The 17,862-nt window shown below is 61.5% G+C and carries 16 protein-coding genes; 5 read left to right on the forward strand and 11 right to left on the reverse strand.

Annotated features, from left to right (window positions below; all coding sequences use genetic code 11):
- Nucleotides 1–17: 17 nt before the first annotated feature.
- The 3 genes from purL to purS are packed head-to-tail and all read right to left on the reverse strand — an operon-like array spanning nucleotide 18 to nucleotide 3,333.
- On the reverse strand, nucleotides 18–2,333 hold the full coding sequence (gene purL, locus ACNPM8_RS08885) for a phosphoribosylformylglycinamidine synthase subunit PurL (RefSeq protein WP_448939696.1): 2,316 nt from the start codon (nucleotides 2,331–2,333) through the stop codon (nucleotides 18–20).
- Nucleotides 2,330–3,082: a phosphoribosylformylglycinamidine synthase subunit PurQ gene (gene purQ, locus ACNPM8_RS08890; protein WP_402735279.1), complete on the reverse strand. Its 753-nt coding sequence runs from the start codon at nucleotides 3,080–3,082 to the stop codon at nucleotides 2,330–2,332. Before purQ ends, purL begins: the two co-directional genes overlap by 4 nt.
- Nucleotides 3,082–3,333 carry a phosphoribosylformylglycinamidine synthase subunit PurS gene (gene purS, locus ACNPM8_RS08895; protein WP_102598679.1) on the reverse strand — a complete coding sequence of 84 codons (252 nt, stop codon included), beginning with the start codon at nucleotides 3,331–3,333 and terminating at the stop codon, nucleotides 3,082–3,084. The genes purQ and purS overlap by 1 nt, the downstream gene beginning before the upstream one ends.
- A gap of 220 nt (nucleotides 3,334–3,553) precedes the next feature.
- Between purS and ACNPM8_RS08900 the strand changes: the two genes are divergently transcribed.
- The gene (locus ACNPM8_RS08900) at nucleotides 3,554–3,964 is read left to right on the forward strand and encodes a YchJ family protein (protein ID WP_400343108.1); all 411 of its coding nucleotides are present in this window, start codon (nucleotides 3,554–3,556) and stop codon (nucleotides 3,962–3,964) included.
- 3 nt (nucleotides 3,965–3,967) lie between these two features.
- Here ACNPM8_RS08900 and ACNPM8_RS08905 read toward each other — a convergent pair whose 3' ends face one another.
- Entirely contained in the window at nucleotides 3,968–4,960 is a 993-nt protein-coding gene (locus tag ACNPM8_RS08905; protein ID WP_388024565.1) for an ankyrin repeat domain-containing protein, read from the reverse strand.
- A 179-nt stretch (nucleotides 4,961–5,139) separates the two neighbouring features.
- Between ACNPM8_RS08905 and ACNPM8_RS08910 the strand changes: the two genes are divergently transcribed.
- The gene (locus ACNPM8_RS08910) at nucleotides 5,140–6,270 is read left to right on the forward strand and encodes a methyltransferase domain-containing protein (RefSeq protein ID WP_400343106.1); all 1,131 of its coding nucleotides are present in this window, start codon (nucleotides 5,140–5,142) and stop codon (nucleotides 6,268–6,270) included.
- Here ACNPM8_RS08910 and ACNPM8_RS08915 read toward each other — a convergent pair.
- Genes ACNPM8_RS08915 through ACNPM8_RS08925 form a run of 3 tightly spaced genes read right to left on the reverse strand, consistent with a single transcriptional unit; the run spans nucleotide 6,267 to nucleotide 9,256 of the window.
- Nucleotides 6,267–7,844, reverse strand: coding sequence for a cation:proton antiporter (locus ACNPM8_RS08915; RefSeq protein WP_448939697.1), 1,578 nt, complete (start codon nucleotides 7,842–7,844; stop codon nucleotides 6,267–6,269). The genes ACNPM8_RS08910 and ACNPM8_RS08915 overlap by 4 nt on opposite strands.
- Before the next feature lie 48 nt (nucleotides 7,845–7,892).
- Nucleotides 7,893–8,324: a hypothetical protein gene (locus tag ACNPM8_RS08920; protein ID WP_105657982.1), complete on the reverse strand. Its 432-nt coding sequence runs from the start codon at nucleotides 8,322–8,324 to the stop codon at nucleotides 7,893–7,895.
- Between the two features lie 32 nt (nucleotides 8,325–8,356).
- Nucleotides 8,357–9,256 (reverse strand): 3-methyladenine DNA glycosylase, encoded by a 900-nt coding sequence (locus ACNPM8_RS08925; RefSeq protein ID WP_105657983.1) that lies wholly within the window; start codon nucleotides 9,254–9,256, stop codon nucleotides 8,357–8,359.
- Nucleotides 9,257–9,333: 77 nt separating this feature from the next.
- Between ACNPM8_RS08925 and ACNPM8_RS08930 the strand changes: the two genes are divergently transcribed.
- The 3 genes from ACNPM8_RS08930 (at nucleotide 9,334) to ACNPM8_RS08940 (ending at nucleotide 12,743) form a co-directional block, all read left to right on the forward strand.
- A complete protein-coding gene (locus tag ACNPM8_RS08930; protein ID WP_105657984.1) occupies nucleotides 9,334–9,888 on the forward strand; it encodes a DinB family protein in 555 nt (184 codons plus the stop codon).
- A 221-nt stretch (nucleotides 9,889–10,109) separates the two neighbouring features.
- Nucleotides 10,110–11,459, forward strand: coding sequence for a TIGR01777 family oxidoreductase (locus ACNPM8_RS08935; RefSeq protein ID WP_105657985.1), 1,350 nt, complete (start codon nucleotides 10,110–10,112; stop codon nucleotides 11,457–11,459).
- 153 nt (nucleotides 11,460–11,612) lie between these two features.
- On the forward strand, nucleotides 11,613–12,743 hold the full coding sequence (locus tag ACNPM8_RS08940) for a ferrochelatase (protein ID WP_133834340.1): 1,131 nt from the start codon (nucleotides 11,613–11,615) through the stop codon (nucleotides 12,741–12,743).
- A 230-nt stretch (nucleotides 12,744–12,973) separates the two neighbouring features.
- On the opposite strand, the gene ACNPM8_RS08945 is transcribed toward ACNPM8_RS08940, so the two are convergent.
- From ACNPM8_RS08945 to ACNPM8_RS08960, 4 genes are all read right to left on the reverse strand, one after another.
- Nucleotides 12,974–13,354, reverse strand: coding sequence for a Sec-independent protein translocase TatB (locus ACNPM8_RS08945; protein WP_353653990.1), 381 nt, complete (start codon nucleotides 13,352–13,354; stop codon nucleotides 12,974–12,976).
- A gap of 160 nt (nucleotides 13,355–13,514) precedes the next feature.
- On the reverse strand, nucleotides 13,515–14,915 hold the full coding sequence (locus tag ACNPM8_RS08950; RefSeq protein WP_448939698.1) for an LCP family protein: 1,401 nt from the start codon (nucleotides 14,913–14,915) through the stop codon (nucleotides 13,515–13,517).
- A 167-nt stretch (nucleotides 14,916–15,082) separates the two neighbouring features.
- On the reverse strand, nucleotides 15,083–15,976 hold the full coding sequence (locus ACNPM8_RS08955) for a LysR family transcriptional regulator (RefSeq protein WP_105657988.1): 894 nt from the start codon (nucleotides 15,974–15,976) through the stop codon (nucleotides 15,083–15,085).
- 335 nt (nucleotides 15,977–16,311) lie between these two features.
- The gene (locus tag ACNPM8_RS08960) at nucleotides 16,312–17,736 is read right to left on the reverse strand and encodes a CitMHS family transporter (protein ID WP_105657989.1); all 1,425 of its coding nucleotides are present in this window, start codon (nucleotides 17,734–17,736) and stop codon (nucleotides 16,312–16,314) included.
- Nucleotides 17,737–17,862: the final 126 nt, after the last annotated feature.

Here is a 17,862-nt window from a genome sequence, read left to right on the forward strand (position 1 = left end):
CAGGGGTGGGCCAGAAACTAGCCGAAGTACTTCTTCATGGTGCCCTCGGAAGCCTCGCGCAGCTCGTCCACCGATACGGTGAACTCGCCCTGGACTTCCAGGGCGCCGGACTGCGCATCGACAATGCCCATGCGGGCCACGGTGACACCGCGGGCGCTGGTCATGTCGTTGAAGCGGACCTCTTCGCTGCGTGGAACGGCAACCAAGGCGCGGGCCTGGGTCTCCGAGAACAGCGCGGTGAAGGAATCGATGCCGTCACGCTGCTTGATCTCGTCCAGGGCCACGCGGGCACCGACGCCGTAGCGCAGGACCATCTCGGACAGTGCTGCAAGCAGGCCGCCCTCGGACAGGTCGTGCGCGGCGTCGATCATGCCATCGCGGCTGGCATTGATCAGGATTGCGCCCAGTGCCTTCTCGGCTGCCAGGTCGACCTTTGGCGGCAGGCCGCCGAGGTGGCCGCGCAGGTTGGCGAACTCCGAGCCGTCCAGCTCATCGGCGGTGGTGCCGATCAGGTAGATGGCCTGGCCGTCGGCCTCTTCGCGCCAGCCCGAAGGGGTGCGGCGGGCGACGTCGTCGAACTTGCCCAGGGTCGCCACCACAGGCGTCGGGTGGATGGCCTTGTCGCCGGTCTGGTTGTACAGCGAGACATTGCCGCCGGTGACCGGTACGCCGAGCTCCATGCACGCATCGGACAGGCCGCGGATGCCCTCGGCCAGCTGCCACATGACGTCGGGGTCCTCCGGGGAACCGTAGTTCAGGCAGTCCGAAACCGCCGCAGGGATCGCACCGGAGGTGGCGACGTTGCGGTAGGACTCGGCCAGCGCCAGCTGGGCGCCGGCATACGGGTCCAGGTAGGTGTAGCGGCCGTTGGCATCGGTGGCGATGGCCACGCCGAGTCCGGTGGACTCGTCGATGCGGATCACGCCGGCATCATCCGGGGCGGCCAGCGCGGTGTTGCCGCCGACGTAGCGGTCGTACTGGTTGGTGATCCAGGACTTGTCGCACATGTTCGGGCTGGCGATCAGCTCCAGGGCGGCGGCCTTCAGCTCTTCGCCGGTAGCTGGCAGGTTGGCGCCGGCTTCCGAGGACTTGAAGGTGTCAGCCTGCAGCGCATCCTGCCACTGGGGGCGGGCATACGGGCGGTCGTAGACCGGGCCGTCGTGGGCGACGGTCTTCGGATCCACATCCACGATGACTTCGCCATTCCAGGTGATGATCAACCGGTCGGTGTCGGTGACCTCGCCCAGCCAGGAGAACTCCACGTTCCACTTGGCCATGACGGCCTCGAACGCCTCGATGTTCTCCGGGGTGACTACGGCCATCATGCGTTCCTGGGACTCCGACATCAGGATTTCGCCCGGGGTCAGGGTGGAGTCGCGCAGCAGCACATTGGTCAGCTCGACCTGCATGCCGCCTTCGCCGTTGGAGGCCAGTTCGCTGGTGGCGCAGGAGATGCCCGCAGCGCCCAGGTCCTGGATGCCCTCGACCAGCGAGGCCTTGAACAGCTCCAGGCAGCACTCGATGAGCACCTTCTCGGCGAACGGGTCGCCCACCTGCACCGCAGGGCGCTTGGAGGGCTTGGTGTCGTCGAAGGACTCCGAGGCCAGCACCGACGCGCCGCCAATGCCGTCGCCACCGGTGCGCGCACCGAAGAGCACGACCTTGTTGCCCACGCCCGAGGCATTGGCCAGGCGCAGATCCTCGTGGCGCAGTGCGCCCACGGCCAGTGCGTTGACCAGCGGGTTGCCCTGGTAGATCGGGTCGAAGACGGTTTCGCCGCCGATGTTCGGCAGGCCCAGCGAGTTGCCGTAGCCGCCGATGCCCGAGACCACGCCGTGCACGACGCGCTGCGAGTCCTCGTGGTCGATCGCGCCGAAACGCAGCGGATCCATCACGGCGATCGGGCGGGCGCCCATGGAGATGATGTCGCGCACGATGCCGCCGATGCCGGTAGCGGCACCCTGGTACGGCTCGACGTAGGAAGGCGAGTTGTGGGACTCGATCTTGAAGGTCACGGCCCAGCCGTCGCCCAGGTCGGTGACACCGGCGTTTTCGCCCATGCCGACCATCAGGTCCTTCTTCATTTCCGGGGTGACCTTCTGGCCGAACTGGCGCAGGTGGTTCTTGGTGGACTTGTACGAGCAGTGCTCGGACCACATGACCGAGTACATGGCCAATTCAGCGGCGGTCGGACGACGGCCCAGGATCTTCACGATCTCGGCGAACTCGTTGTCCTTCAGGCCCAGCTCTGCCCATGGCAGTTCTACATCCGGGGTGCCCGCTGCGTTATCGACGGTGTCGATATTGAATTCCTTAGTGGCTTCCTGGCTCACTTTTTGCCTCCAACAAGGTGGGTCAGAACACTGGTGAAGAATGCCAGCCCGTCGGTGCCGCGGTGGTCCGGGCCGAAGCCGGCCTCAATGGCGTGCTCCGGGTGCGGCATCAGGCCGACAACGTTGCCGGCCTTGTTGCTCACGCCGGCGATCGAGCGGCGCGAGCCGTTCGGGTTCCAGCCCATGTAGGAGAACGCGATGCGGTTTTCAGCTTCGAGCTCGTCCAGGACCTTCTCGTCGGCCACGTACTGGCCATCCTGGTTCTTCAGCACGATGGTGATTTCCTGGCCGGCTTCGAAGCCGTTGGTCCATGCGGTCTGGTTGTTCTCCACGCGCAGCAGCTGATCGCGGCAGATGAACTTCAAGTGGTCGTTCTTGATCATCGATCCGGGCAGCAGGTGCGACTCGGTGAGGATCTGGAAACCGTTGCAGATGCCCAGCACGGGCAGCTTGGCATCGGAGTTCGCGGCATCTGCGATCTTCGCCATCATCGGTGCGAAGCGGGAGATCGCGCCGGCGCGCAGGTAGTCGCCGTAGGAGAAGCCGCCGGGGATCACCACGGCGTCGACATCCTGCAGGTCGGTGTCGGCGTGCCACAGGGACACCGCTTCGGCACCGGCTGCGCGCACGGCGCGAGCGGCGTCGCGGTCATCGAGGGTGCCCGGGAAGGTCACCACGCCGATGCGCGCTCCGGAAAGTTCAGTGCTTGGCGTTGAATAGTCGCCAATCAGGGGAAGTTCGGCGCTCATTAGTCTTCGAATACCTCGACGTTGACGACATCTTCGATCACCGGGTTGGAAAGCAGGGTTTCTGCAGCCTCGCGAGCCTGGGCGAGGATTTCTTCGGTCACCTCGCCGTCCACGGACAGTTCAAAGCGCTTGCCCTGGCGGACAGCTTCGAAGGAGGTGAAGCCTAGGCGGGGAAGAGCTCCCGCGATGGCCTTGCCCTGAGGGTCAAGGATTTCTGGCTTGAGCATGACATCTACAACGATGCGGGGCATCCGGCATATCTCCTGTTGGCGAGGTTAAGTTAAATGCCACACGGAGATGCCGTCTCACACCAGGGGGATTTGGCGCTCCGCGAGCTTGCCTTCATAGTCTACCCGTGAATGTGATGGGGAAAACGTCCCTGTGCGCGATAGCACCGATATCCTGCGGTTTAAGTCATGTGATCTTAGGCTCACGGGTTGTCGAAGCGCGCTCGACGCGTATGCTGAAACTGTGAAAAATGCTAGTCAAACCGTCTGCGCCTGCCGAGTCCTGGACGCTGTGAAGCCGTCCTACGAAAACTGCTGCAAGCCCTTGCATGACGGAAGGGAAGATGGCTCCTTGCTGCCGCAGACCGCGGAGCAGCTGATGCGCTCACGCTACAGCGCCTTCGTGCTGGGGCTGTCGCAGTATTTGCTGGCGACCTGGCATGAGAGCACGAGGCCCAAGGAACTGGACGTGGATTCGCGGATGCGCTGGACCGGCTTGGAGATCATTTCAACCCGTGCTGGCGGCGCGGCGGCCTCCCGCGGGGTGGTTGAATTCGCTGCGTACTATCGCGACGGCCGGCATGAAGCGCAGCAGCATGAGGTCAGCACCTTCGTGAAGCAGGACGGCGCCTGGTTCTACCTCGACGCCCTCTAGGATTCAGCGCTTGGCTGCAGCCTGCAGCATGGTCAGCATCTGGCTCTGCTGGCGTTCACGCGCTAGCTTGAATGCATCAGAACCGGAGTGGTCCTCCAAATGCGGGTCCGCCCCGTTGATAATCAGCAAACGCGCGATGGTGATGGCATTGGCGGTGCCCTGGCCCAGGACAATGGTTTCGTGCAGGGCCGTCCAGCCCAGGTCATTAACCTGGTCTACCGGGATATCGGTGCGGAGCAACTGGCGCACGGCCTGAACCCGGCCATTCTCGCTGGCGACGGTCAAAGCGGTCCCGCCCATGCGATTCACCGCCGTGAGGTCGGCCCCGCCGTCAATGAGAAGCTTCAGCGTTTCAACCTGGCCATTGGCGCTCGCGCGCAGGAACGGCGACTCGTAGAAGTCGTCCTTCTTGTCGGGATCCGAGCCTGCTTCGAAGAGGGTCTTGGCGATGGCAGGGTTCTTGTTGATGACTGCACGCATCAGCGCGGTGCGACCGGCCTCGTCCTGCGCGTCGAGGTCAGCTCCATCCTTGAGCGCCGCCTTGACGTCCTTCAGCTTGCCTCGATTCACTGCAGCGAACAGCTGCGTGGTGGCCTTGGACATTTCGGCCGCTGAACTGGGAAGCGCCTTGATGGAGGCACCAGTGTTGGCACCCGAGGCCAGGGGCGACAGCGATGTCTTGGAGCTTTCGGGCTTGGCCGGAGTGCCGGCGGGCTGCTTGGCTGAATTGCTCGGAGTCGTGGTGGGAGCAGTGGCATTGTTCCCGGTTGGAGCCGGAAGCGGGACGCTGGAGCTTGCTGCGGCCTTGCTCGGAGCGGGCAGGGATTTTTCGGTGGCACTGCTGGAAGACGGGGCGGGAACCGGGGTGGAAGAAACTTCATGAGCCTGGGGTGAAGAAGCGGCGCAACTCGTGCAGGCGCCGATCACGGCAGCAAGGGGGAGTGCAAGCAATGCAATGCCACGGCGATGCGTGGATAGCCCGGTATGAAGTGCCATCTGTCCTTTCGCGGTTAAACAACCCTTCCCCGTATGGCTTTCGCATCATGCAGGGATTCTGCTCAGTAACTTTTGATCAATTGCGAGCTTAGCGGCCAAAGCTGAAAATTTGCGGTCAATCAGCGCCAAGATTTCTCTGTGCTCGGTGCCGGCCGATCTTCGCTAAAATCATAAGCACCATGGAATGCCTTTACTTTTCTGCCTCCCGTTGCCGCTCATGCGCCTTGATGACGGTGCCTTACGCCCAGCAACTGCAATCTAAGGTAGCGGATTGCCAGCAGCTGCTGGCCGGCTTCCCAGGCCTGGAATTCCTTCCGCCCCAAGCCAGTAGCGAACAGGGCTTCCGCAACAAAGCCAAAATGGTCATTTCCGGAACCACCGGCCAGCCGACCATCGGCATCCTGGATGCCGACGGCCACGGTGTCGATCTGCGCAACTGCGGAGTCATCGCAGCACCGCTACGTGCCGTATTCCCGGTCATCGAGCAGTTCATTCATGATCTGAAGCTCATTCCCTACGACGTTCCCAAGCGCAAGGGCGAACTCAAGCATGTGATTCTCACCCTGTCGGATACCGGTTCGGTGATGGTCCGTTGGGTATTGCGCACCAAGAAGCATTTTGTGGCACTGCGTGATTCGCTGCCGCAATTCCTTGAGCAGCTTCCACGCCACAGCGTGGTGTCGGTGAACTTCTTGCCTGAGCACAAGGCAGTGCTGGAAGGCGAAGAAGAAATCATTCTTACCCGCCGAACCACCTTGGAATTCGGGCTGAACGGCGTACCGATGCACCTGCGCCCCCAGGGCTTCTTCCAGACCAACAGCGAGATCGCTGCCGCCTTGTACCGGCAGGCCCGCCAATGGATCAACGATGCCAACCCCGAAAGCGTTTGGGATCTGTACAGCGGGGTGGGTGGTTTCGCACTGCATTGCGCTACCGAGGACCGTACCGTGTACGGCATCGAGACCAGCGGGGAAGCCGTTGAATCGGCAAAGACCAGCGCCAAGACCATGGAGCTGGATGACATCCATTTCAGGGTCCAAGACGCAACCGAATTCGCGCTGGGTGCCGGCTGGGCGCCAGAGGCGGTAATCGTGAATCCTCCGCGCCGCGGTATCTCCGCAGAGCTATCGAAGTGGCTGAACGAGTCCGATGTCCAGCACATCATTTACTCCAGCTGCAACGCGAAGTCACTGGCCAGGGACCTGGAGCGTTTGGAGAACTACGCTCCGCAGCAGGCTCGCGTCATGGACATGTTCCCGCAGACCAGCCACTACGAAGTCATCGTGAAGCTGGAGCGCAAGGCCGCCTAGCGATCCAGGGTTGCGGTGCGTCGGTCAAGGCGGCCGACAATCTCGTCAACGATGTGCGGGTCGATATTCGGTTCGCGGCGGGCCTTGAGCAGCTCGTCGCGGGCGGCTTCCAGGGCGATGGCCTGGATCGAATCGGCCTTGGCGATCACCGCGCGAATCTGCGTGTACTTTTCGTCCGAGATCGCATCGTGCGGATCCGGGTCCTTGGCCAGGATGGTATGCAGCGAGTTCATGCGCCGGCGCACTGCCTGCTGGTAATTCTCCGGCCGCTCTTCGAGCTGCACGTTCTTGCGCAGCGCCGCCAGTGCGACAGCCGCGGCGCGACGGGCCAGGGCCCGGCGGGCACGCTTGGCATCTTGCTCGTTGTTGCGCAGCTTCAGCACGCGCATCAGCGCTGGCAAGGTCAGGCCCGGGAGCACCAAAGTGCACAGCAAGACGGAGCAAGCGGCGACCACCACGAAGTTGCGTCCCTCGATGGCCGATCCATCCGCTGCGACCTTGGGCAGTGCCAGGGCCAAGGCCAAAGTCGCCAGCCCGCGCATGCCGCACCAAGTGAGCACCAGCGCATCCTTGCGCGCAGGAATCTTGGGCTTGCTGCGGTTGGGCAGGTAGTAGGTCGCCAGCATCCACAGCGCACGCACTGCGATGACCACGAAGCAGATCGCGGCGATGCCCGGGATGAAGCCGATCAGGTTGCTGCCTTCCTCCTGGATCACCTGGTTCATCTCGATGCCCATCAAGCCGAAAGCCAGGCCGGTGGCCAGTAGCTCGAGCACTTCCCAGAAGGATTGCCGGGTTAGGCGTTCGGCAGAGTCCTGTGGGCGGTCCCGCCGCACCATTTCAAGGGCCGTCACCACCACTGCGATGACCCCTGAAATATGCAGCTCCTCCGCAATCATGTAGACCGCATAAGGTGCCACCAAGGTGGCCGCGCAACGCGCTGCCAGGTTGGGAACGAAACGGTTCAAGGCGCCGATGGCCCAGCCCATGGCCAGACCCAGGACTACCGCCCCTGCGGCACCGAGCAGGAACTGCGGAATGATTTCGAGTCCGACTTCCGAGCCATTCAGGGTTGCCTGGACGGCCAGCTGGAAGATCACGATGGCCATTGCGTCGTTGAACAGGCCCTCGGTTTCCAGCAGGGACGTCAGGCGCCGCGGCATTTTCACCTTGGTGGCAATCGCATCCACCGCGACCGGGTCAGGCGGGGCCACTACTGCGCCCAACGCCAATGCCAGCGGAATGGAAGCGATGGGGGAGAAGGCCAGCGCGGTAGCGGCCACGGTGCCTGCTGTCACCACGATGAGCACCACGGCCAGCCGGATCAGGGCCTTCCAGCGGAAGCGGAACACCGACCAACTGCTGCGCTGGGCCGTAGCGAAAAGCAAAGGCGGCAAGAAGATCGGCAGGATCAGCTCGGGCTCAATATGCATTTCGGGCATGAACGGCAAGAAACCTGCCAGCGTCGCGAAAATCAGCATCAAGATCGGGTAGGGCAATTTAATGCGTTCCCCGATGCCGACAATCAAGATCGTGGCGAATAGCAGCGCGATAACCAGCAGGAAAAACTCCATAGTCTTACTATTCTAGTTTCTCCGCGCAGTTATTCAGGGGTTATCGACTCATGTTTTCACGGAACCGAGTAGAAACGAGGCGGCATCCCAACGATCGATGGCGCAGCCGTTATGCCGGGAAAAGCTCGTATTCACCGTCTCGCCGTGCAGGGTTCCGCTTATTTCGGCCCGTTGCGGTCCACCGTATATTTCGGTGCAGATTTCCTGGGGATCAACTTCTCCGGCAATGGCACCGGGTTCAAGCTCGAGCTGCAAGCAAGCTTTGGATGCGTTCGGCAATGTGCTGGATTCAGCGGCTTGTTCGCCGGTGCATTCCAGGGAGTACTGCTGTGAAATTTCGCTGCCGTCATCGCGAATGGTGATTTCCAATTGGGTCTGCGGCCCCTGTCCGATGCTGGTGGCGCAGGAAGCCAGCGAGAGGCTCACGCAGCCGAGCGCGATACCGGCCGGAATCAGGCGAAGGCCCCGTGCAGTAACCATGGATCAATCTTGCCTGCGGCCGCGAATAAGTTCTAGTCTTCCGGGAAGATTGGCAGGTTGTTGGCGACTTCCAGCAATTGATTGCGCAGCGAGTCGGCACGCTGGGCAAATTCCTTTTGCAATCTCACGTACGCGGCCTTGCCCTCGGGAGTTTCAATGCGGATGGGTTCATGGCCCCAATCGCCCAGATCATAGGGGGACGCCTGCATATCCATGGTGCGAATGTCCCAGGCGAGCTCGAAGCAGTCCATGACCAAGTCGCTTGGCACCGCAGGGGAGAGCTTATAGGCCCACTTGTACAGATCCATGTTGGCGTGCAGGCAACCGGGCTGTTCCAGGTCGCGCTGGGTTTCCCTGGTCGGCTGCAGCTCGTTGAGCTCGATCGCCTGGGGAGTGTAGAAGCGGAATGCATCGAAGTGGGTGCAACGGATCTTGTGTGTTTCCACCACTTCGTCGGTTCCCTGCGCACCCAAGCGCAGCGGGAGGTATTCATGGCGGATGCCGTTGGCCTCGGATTTGTAGGCCATCGCCCATTCATGCAGGCCGAAGCAGGAGAAGTTTCCTGGCCGCTGCGCGGTGCCGGCCAGAATGATGCGGGCAAACTCGATGGCCCGGGCACGCGCCTTGCCGAATGCCTCCGCATCGAAGTGGTATCCCGTACCGTGGCCGGTTTGGACTCTGCGGTAGAACTTCCACTCGCCGCGTTCTTGGGCCGCGTCTCCGGCTAGAACCACGTTCATCCCTGGATGCCAGCGGTAGAGCTGGCCCGGCTTTTGCGTGTAATAGGTGAACAGGAAGTCCTCGATGGGATGCTTCTTGCCCTTCATCCGCCGTTCCACGAAAGGTTCGCCAAAGGCCCGAGCCCGTGCTTCATGCTCAGCGGCATGCGGCATCCACTGCGAGGGTTCCAAAATGGCGGCGGTCAGAGGCATACTTCTAATTATTCAATTCATGGGCCGATGAAACCAGTTTGGTACGCCAACTCACACTTCTCGCAAAGGGGTACGCCATGGAAATCCTGCCTCCCTGGGAACCGCCAATGAGCGGCTCCGACCAGCAGCATCTGTTCGGGATGCTTGACAGGCTGCGCGCCACTTTCAGATACAAGGCCGACGGGCTGGACATCGAACAGCTGGCAACCAAGTTGCCCAGCAGCCAGCTCAGCCTGGGCGGATTGCTCCAGCATCTTGCCCTTGTCGAAGATGAGAAATTCACCTACTTCATTGCCGGGCAACGACCTGAAGTCCTCCTTGGGTTCACTGCCAACGGGCGCGAGCACTTCGTGGTTGATCTGGAAGAGGATCCGGAGAATCTTTATCAACGCTACGACCGGGCCGTGGCCAAAAGCCGAGGAATCCAGCAGTCCGTTATCGAGGAAAGGAAGCTGGACACGGGCTCGGGGTTGGCCTTCGAAGGCAAGCATGCGTCGATACGCAGAATCATCTGCGACCTGATTGAAGAGTATGGGCGGCATGCAGGGCATGCGGATCTCTTGCGTGAAGCCATCGACGGGCGGGTGGGCGAGGATCCTCCCTTCGACTATCTTCCTGCATGGTATGCCTAGCTTTCTGGTTGCATTGGCAGCCGCTTCGGGCAACAGCCGGTCCGTTAGTTGTCCGCAATCAAGCTCTGTCCAGAAGTTCTTGTTCCTGCTCCAAGTCTGCCGGGATAGCGTGCTGCAGGAAACCGAGGGATTCATTGCGGCGCCGGACCAGACATTGCGACGGAATCCAGCAATTTCCCATCCTCGGGAACCGGCCTGCCTGAAGCCTCTAGGATGGGGCCATGAACACTGAGCGCTCCAGCCAACTTCCGGCATCTGCATCCGTTGTCTTTGACTGGTTCTCGCGACCCGGGGCCATGCAGCGGCTCTTGCCACCGTGGCTTCCGCTGAAGGTCATTGAAGAAGCCGGTTCGCTGAAGGACGGGACGGCCGTGCTGGGCCTTCCCGGCGGAGTGCTGTGGAATGCCAAGCACCAGCCTGAGGGGTTCGCGGAGAACCGCAGTTTCGTCGACCAGCTTGAACCCGAAGGGGTTCGCGGCCTTCCTGCCCGGGTGGTGCAGTGGCGGCATGAGCATTACTTCGAGCCCGCGGGCGCGCAGTGCACGACCGTGGGTGACTGCATCCAGTCGAATATGCCAGGACGGCAGATCGAATCGATGCTCGCATACCGCCACCGCCAGCTGGCAGACGATTTTGCCGCACACCAGCGGGCGGCGCAGGCCGGGTTGAAGCCGCTGGTGATAGCGCTGACCGGTTCAAGCGGATTAGTCGGACAGGCTTTGTGCGCCTTCTTGTCCACCGGCGGGCACCGGGTCGTCAAGCTCGTGCGGCACGAGCCGGAATCGGCAAGCGAACGGCGCTGGAATCCGCTGGATCCTGACCCGGGCCTGCTCGATGGCTGCGACGCGGTCATCCATTTGGCCGGAGCCAGCATCTTCGGCCGGTTCAGCCAAGCGCATCGGCAGGCAATTCTCTCCAGCCGCATCGAACCGACCCGATCCCTTGCCCTGCTGGCGTCACGTTCAGGTGTCCGGACCTTCATCAGCGCTTCGGCCATCGGATTCTACGGTGCTTCAGCCGGACCGCACCCATTGGACGAGACCGATTCCCCGCGGGCCGGGACTCCGGATTTCCTGGCTGACGTGGTGGACCGCTGGGAACGTGCGGCGAATGCGGGGGACAGCGGCATGCGCCGGGTGCAGATCAGGACCGGTATCGTGCTGAGCCCCAAAGGCGGGATGCTCGCCGTTTTGCGTCCTGTATTCTCCGCAGGCCTGGGCGGTCCCCTGGCAGGGGGAAAGCAGATGCTTTCGTGGATCGGGCTTGATGACCTGCTGGACATCTACCATCGCGCGCTATGGGATTCGCAATTGGCAGGTCCGGTCAATGCGGTGGCACCGCAGCCGGTAAGCAACGCCGAATTCACCCGGGCCTTGGCGCGCGCAGTGCGGCGGCCTGCCATCATTCCGGTTCCTGCCGCGGCTCCCAAATTGCTGCTGGGAGCCGAAGGATCCCACCTTCTGGCCATGGCTGATCAGAAAATTGTCCCGCGCAAATTGCTCGATGCCGGTCATCAGTTCCGCAATGAGCGCATTGAGCTGGAACTGGCTCATAGCCTGGGCAGTCGTTAGGAATCGGCGACGCCCGCTGGTGATTCGGAGGCAAAGCAATTATTGTTAGCTTGGCTAGATAAAAGCTAATCTAGGTAATTGCTTGCGACTGCTTGCTCCGGGGGATTTTGCCCATGGCGGCAGTTGCCCGAGAAGAAAGCGTGGAGGATCCCGATGGGAAACATGCAGGTAGCGCCGTTTGATGCAGTTGTGCTGATGTCCTTTGGCGGGCCGGAAAAGCCCGAAGATGTCCTGCCTTTCCTGCAAAACGTTACCCGGGGACGAGGGATTCCGGACGAGCGCCTTGAAGAGGTGGGCGAGCACTACTACATGTTCGGCGGAAAATCTCCGATCAATGAGCAGAACCAGGCTTTGCAGCAAGCCGTTCAAGAGGAATTTGCAGCCCGCGGCATCGATACGCCGCTGCTTTGGGGGAATCGGAATTGGGAACCGTACCTCACCGAAGTGGTCGGAAACCATGCGCGCAGGCACGGCTCGAGAAGGTTCCTGGCCATCGATACGTCGGCCTACTCCTCATATTCCTCGTGCCGGCAATACCGGGAGGATTTCGCCGGAACTGTGGCGGCACTGCAAGAAGAGGGCCTCGAGGTGGTGATCGATAAAGTCCGGCAGTACTACAATCATCCGGGATTCGCTCGTGCGCAGTTGGACTGCGTGCGGAAGGGATTGAAGGAATTCAAGCAGCTCGTCGGCGGCCTGGACCGCAACCGGCACAAGATCCTATATGTCACCCATTCGATCCCTACTGCGATGCAAGAATCATCGCAGAAGTTCACCGCCGGCTACCAGCGGCAGCATGAGGAGCTCATAGCCTGGATTGGCGGGGAACTAGCTGGTGAGGAGCAGCTGGATGCCGAACTGGTGTACTGCTCCCGTTCTGGATCCATGCACACTCCCTGGCTGGAACCGGATATCAATGACCGCATGCGCGAGCTTGCGGAAACTGGAACTGAGGGCGTTCTGGTTGTACCCCTCGGATTCGTTTCGGACCACATGGAGGTCAAATTCGATCTGGATACCGAGGCGGCAGATACCGCGCGCGAGTTGGGGATGGCGTTTCTCCGTGCCGGCAGTGTTGGCACCTCACCGTCGTTTGTCAGCGGCTTGGTCGATCTGGTCCTGGAACGGGCAGCGCAAGTGCGTGGCGAGCAGCCGGAGTCATCGACCATCGCCGGAAGCAAAGCGCTGGGCCCGGGCAGTGGCGCCTGCTCCCTGAATTGCTGTGAAGGCGCTACTAGTAGAAATACTGTTCCGAATTGGCGCGCCGGCGTGCCTGCAAGCTAGGCCGGCAGCCGGCTGGTGGCTGATCCCGGGAATCCTTTTTCGGCCGGCCATCACGGTTGGCCGACGAACCAGCTAAGCTGGGCCGATTGCGGCTAGATGCCGGAATCCGTGCGATCCGGATGCGGGAACCGGATGGAGCTTTGGGGACTTCGATGAATGAGTCCTGTCCACCGGTCCGTATTCACTGCGCGCGTGGCCAGCGGACACTTGCGGCAAGGAGCAGTGGCGTCCTAAGTGCTTTCATCGTCAAAAGGGGCTGGGCCGGAGGGTGCTGGCGGTGATGATGAACTCTTGGTCTCGGGTCCCCTTGAGCGGGCAGAATCCGGGAATCCTTGGGCAGGCGGCTCTTCGAGTTGATCTCGCAGCGCTTCGCTGATGATCCTTCGAGGATCATATTGCCGCGGATCGAACTTCTTCAGATCCATGTCCGCGAAATCCTCGCCAAGCTCCTCGCGGAGTTGTTCCTGGGCACCAGAGGCGAGTCTGCGCAACTCGAGAGTCAGCGTGGCTAGTTTCCTTGCGTAGTCCGGCAATTTTTCAGGTCCGAGCAGCACGGCCGCCAAAATGGCCAGCACGATGAATTCATTGCCATTGATGCCTGCAATGCTCACTGTGAATCACCTCGCTGCAAGGGACGCGGTCAAACGGAATTGGCAGGTGCAGCCCAACCGGAATACGAAGGCCAACAGCCGCGGGCAAACGGAGATTCGCCTGGCAGCCATCGCGGCATGGCAGGATGTTCCGGTGGAGCTGCCCGCCCTTGGGGCCGGCTCAGCCGCAGAGTTTCTGGTCTGCTTTGCGGCTGTTCACCTTGACGGGCTGCTTTTCTGGCCGCTCCAGGTTTTGGTAATCCTGGCCCAGAATCAATTCGATGCTTTCGACATCGGCGACTGTTGCCTTGATATCGAGATCGACTGCCTTGGCGAATGCGTCGGCTGTTTTCCTGGCTGCATCAGTATCCGGAATCAGCAGCCGTGTCTGCGCCTGCAAGGACGCCGCGGTAGTGATTGAAGTGACGGTGAAGCCTTGCTCCGTGGCTTCGTTGGCGAATTTGCCGGCCAGTCCGCTCACTCGCGCTGCGTTGGCTATGCTGACAGGTAGCTGCCGGGCGGAGGCTTTCGCCGTGGCAGTTTCTCCTGCATCGGATTCGGAGCCGGATTCGGACTCGGAATCCGGATTCACCTGGATGTCTTGCTTGATGCGTTCAAAGATGAGGGGCGCGTCCGGAGCCGGGACCACCCGGTTGGCGTTTGATGGTGCAGGCTGGGTCGGCATGGTCATGAAGGTGATCCTGTCCGTGGGAACGTCCTTGACCCGCGCAGCCAATCCTGCAAGTTCCGGTAGCGAACTCAGTTCCGGGTCGACGGTCATCGAGGAGGTAATCGCGTCAAGGAAAGAGTAGAGCCGGTCCGGGCGTGCGAGAACTTCCTTGCTGGTGGCACGCTGGACTATTGCGGACATGACCTTCTGCTGGTTTCCGAGCCGAGCGAGGTCGCTTCCATCGCCAACGGCATGGCGGGTCCTGGCCAGGGCAAGCGCATCGGTTCCGTCCAGCTCCTGCAGCCCGGCTGGAAGATCCAGGTTTGCTTTCGGATCGGTCATTGGCTGGGCCAGGCACACGCTGACCCCGTCGAGTGCGTCGATGATTGAAATGAATCCCTCGAAATCCACCTCAATGAAGTGGTTCAGGTGAACTCCGGTGAGCGCTTCCACCGCGGCGACAGAGCACGCGGGACCGTAATTCAGCGCAGAATTGATCATGCCGTATCCTCCGGCATAAGCGCCGGACCCGGTATCCGCGCAGGCCGGGCGCTGCAAGACGGTATCGCGTGGGATCTGGACCGCCTCGATGCGCTCGTTGCCTGGCGACAAGTGGACAAGCAGCATGGAATCGCTGCGCCGGGAGCCGTTATCCGTGCCGAAGCCGGTGGAGCTGAAATCCCGGCTATCGGAACCGAGCACCAGCAGATTCAGGCCTTCGCTGGAGTCCGGGACATCCGCTTCAGAAGCCCTGAGCGCCGAGACGGAAATATTCCCCTGCAGGCGCAGGAAGGCAATGCTGGTCGGCACAACTATTGCCAGCACCAGCGCCGCTGCAATGATGGCAGCTACCCGGCGCCGCGGCCGTTTGGAACTACGCCTGGCAGAGTACGGTGTTCGTTGGGAATTCACGATCTTGCTCTCCTTGGTAGGACCATGGCCGGATTACCCATCAAGCTGACCACGTGGAACGCCGCTGGAACCAATAGCATGGTTGATTAGAGCCATGCATGCAGCGCATGAAAGGCCGATTTCGCGCGCAGGTTCAGGAGAGCGGAAACCGCCTGGAGATCTCTGTCTCAGAGGTATTCGAGGAATTCGCCCAGCGCCGGATTGCGGTATTCTTCGCGGCGGTAGATGACGCCCAGGGGCCTGCTGGCTGGCAAGCTCAGCGGGACCTGCTTGCCGCCGAAGATCACGGCGGTGCTGGCCATGATCCGTGGAACCAAGGTGATGCCGCCGGCGGCGATGCCCAGATGGACCAATGCGTCGCGTTGCGTTGTGGTGATGAGCCGCGGAGCGGTGGCCTTCAAGCTCCGGTAAACTTCGTCGGTGATCTTGCGAATCGAGGTGCCCTGGGGGAGGGTGGCCAGAGTCAGGGAATTGAGCAATTCTGTGCTTAGCCCAGTGTCCGGGTCCACCTCGGTATCCTCGGATACGACCGCCGAGAATTGCTGATCGCGCAGGGATTTGCCGATGAGGTCCGCGGGGATGCGCTCGTTCACGCCAAAAGCCACATCGGCACGATTCAGGCGAAGCGCATCGGCAAGCTGCTCATCGTCCTCCACGCTCAGGATCTCTATCCGGACACCGGGGTGCTGGCGATGGAAGGGGCCGATGTACTCGGGCATGATTCCTCCAACCAGGGAGGGCAACCCCGCGATGCGCAGGGATCCGGTGGCCAATGCACGCGTGGAGGAGGCGATGGTTCCGATCGCGGCGACTTCACGCAGTGCCCGGCGGCCGGCAGGAATGATGCTCCGGCCAACCTCGGTCAGCACCATGTCCCTTCCAGCGGCCCGGAACACGGGCATGCCAAGAGTGCGCTCCAACGCGCTAATGCGCCGGGACAAGGAGGGCTGGGAGATGCCAAGGATATCCGCGGCGGCGGTGAAGGAACCATAGTCCACAATCATGACAACCGCTTCGAGCTGGGCCAGGGAGATGCTGTTGTCCAGAGGTTCTCTTTCCATGCGCTGGAGCCTTCCTTTGCGTCGGGAGAAGACGGTCGAATTCGCGGTGTGGCCCAGTGGCGGGTCCATCCGGTCCAGGGGAAGCACGCGCTGTGCACGTCTTGCCCTGCCTCCAGTTTTTCACGGGAAACTGTGCTTGCTGAACCGGCGCCCTGTGCAGATGGTCAATGGCTGCCGGGAAGAAGCAACTGGGTGCTCGAATAGCTGCATGCGGCAGCCTCCGGCCGGCTGCCAACAGGGTCAGCCCGGGTTAAACACCGGACTCCGGGCCACCCGCTTGGAAATGTCCGGGTGGCACGGAGCCTGGCTGACGACGGACCTTTGGTCCTGGGGCGTTAGCCCATGTGGATGACACCAAGGAGCATGCCCGAAGCGAGCATGACCAAGGAGACCACCAACGCACGCCACAGCACCTTCTTGTGGTGATCGCCCAAGTCCACACGAGAGAGCGACACCAGCAGCAAGATGGCTGGAACGAGCGGAGACTGCATGTGCACTGGCTGTCCGGTGATGGAGGCGCGAGCCATATCCACCGCTGGTACACCGAAATGCGCGCCGGCTTCGGCGAGAACTGGCAAGACGCCGAAGTAGAAGGCGTCATTGCTCATCAGGAAGGTAGCTGGAATCGAAATCAGCCCGGTCAGTACTGCCATGTATGGACCCATGGAGGTAGGAATGACATCCACCAGCCACTGGCTCATGGCATCAACCATGCCGGTGCCGGAGAGCACGCCGGTGAGCACTGCCGCGGCGAGCACCATGGAGACCACGGCAATGATTTCGCTGGAGTGCGCGGCGATCATCTTCACCTGGTCGGAGACCTTGGGGAAGTTGACGATCAAGGCGATCGCGGTACCCACCATGAACAGGTAGGGCAACGGAGTGACATCGACTACCAGCAGCACCATGATGGCGACGGTCAGCGCCAGGTTGAAGTAGAAGGTCTTGGGGCGCAGGGTCTCGCGATCCGGATCCAGGACGGTGCCGTCCAAGGTGGAAGCTTCGGTGCCATCGCCCTTGCGAGCCACGGATTCCAGTACGGCCAGGTTGCCTCCGGCAGGGGAAGTGCCAGCAGGGCTCTTTCCTCCGGTAGGGGTGGAAACGTTGCCGCCACCGAGTTCGGTGCCCCAGATTTCCGGACGCTCGCGCTGCAAGCGGCGGCGTTCGGATACGCCCATCTGCCATGCGAACAGGGCAATGACAATGAGGGAAATTCCCAGCGCAGGGAGCATCGGCACGAAGATTTCCGAGGCGTCAACACCTAGTGCCGCTGCCGCGCGGGCCGTTGGGCCGCCCCAGGGAACGATGTTCAGCGTGCCATTGGTCAGGCCTGCAACGCAGGTCAGGACCACTGGGCTCATGCCCAGGCGCTGGTAGATCGGCAGCAGTGCCGCGGTAACCACAATGAAGGTGGTCGAGCCATCGCCATCGAGGGAAATTACGCCGGTGAGCAGCGAAGTGCCCATGACGACCTTGGCGGGGTCGTTGCCCACTAGCTTCTGGATGCCGGAGACCAATCGGTCGAACAAGCCGACGTCGATCATGATGCCGAAGTACATGATGGCGAACATCAGCAGGGCTGCGGTACTGGACATGTCCTTGACCGCGTCCATGACCATGTCGCCAAGGCCGAATCCGGCACCGGTGAACAAGCCGAAGATGGTTGGAACCAGAATCAATGCCAGCAGCGGCGTCATGCGTTTTGTCATGATCAGCACCATGAAGGTGGCGACCATGAGGAATCCGAGTACAACGAGCATTGACCCGACCTCCATTTCAGTGTGAGTGAATCCTTAGTCCCCACAAGCTAGGAGGGGCACCCATTCAAGGTACGTGTCGGTGCTCACTTTGCGCGTCTTGTGCTTATTGTTGAAGGCTTAAGTTCT

Source organism: Glutamicibacter sp. AGC46, assembly GCF_053543715.1.

Bases quoted from the DNA above. Each gene is read 5' to 3' on its own strand.
- purQ (WP_402735279.1), bottom strand. From the start codon at position 3,082: ATGAGCGCCGAACTTCCCCTGATTGGCGACTATTCAACGCCAAGCACT.
- ACNPM8_RS08960 (WP_105657989.1), bottom strand. From the start codon at position 17,736: ATGCTCGTTGTACTCGGATTCCTCATGGTCGCCACCTTCATGGTGCTG.
- ACNPM8_RS08915 (WP_448939697.1), bottom strand. From the start codon at position 7,844: ATGGAGTTTTTCCTGCTGGTTATCGCGCTGCTATTCGCCACGATCTTG.
- ACNPM8_RS08935 (WP_105657985.1), top strand. From the start codon at position 10,110: ATGAACACTGAGCGCTCCAGCCAACTTCCGGCATCTGCATCCGTTGTC.
- ACNPM8_RS08930 (WP_105657984.1), top strand. From the start codon at position 9,334: ATGGAAATCCTGCCTCCCTGGGAACCGCCAATGAGCGGCTCCGACCAG.
- ACNPM8_RS08920 (WP_105657982.1), bottom strand. From the start codon at position 8,324: ATGGTTACTGCACGGGGCCTTCGCCTGATTCCGGCCGGTATCGCGCTC.
- ACNPM8_RS08910 (WP_400343106.1), top strand. From the start codon at position 5,140: ATGGAATGCCTTTACTTTTCTGCCTCCCGTTGCCGCTCATGCGCCTTG.
- purS (WP_102598679.1), bottom strand. From the start codon at position 3,333: ATGCCCCGCATCGTTGTAGATGTCATGCTCAAGCCAGAAATCCTTGAC.
- ACNPM8_RS08955 (WP_105657988.1), bottom strand. From the start codon at position 15,976: ATGGAAAGAGAACCTCTGGACAACAGCATCTCCCTGGCCCAGCTCGAA.
- ACNPM8_RS08925 (WP_105657983.1), bottom strand. From the start codon at position 9,256: ATGCCTCTGACCGCCGCCATTTTGGAACCCTCGCAGTGGATGCCGCAT.
- ACNPM8_RS08940 (WP_133834340.1), top strand. From the start codon at position 11,613: ATGGGAAACATGCAGGTAGCGCCGTTTGATGCAGTTGTGCTGATGTCC.
- ACNPM8_RS08905 (WP_388024565.1), bottom strand. From the start codon at position 4,960: ATGGCACTTCATACCGGGCTATCCACGCATCGCCGTGGCATTGCATTG.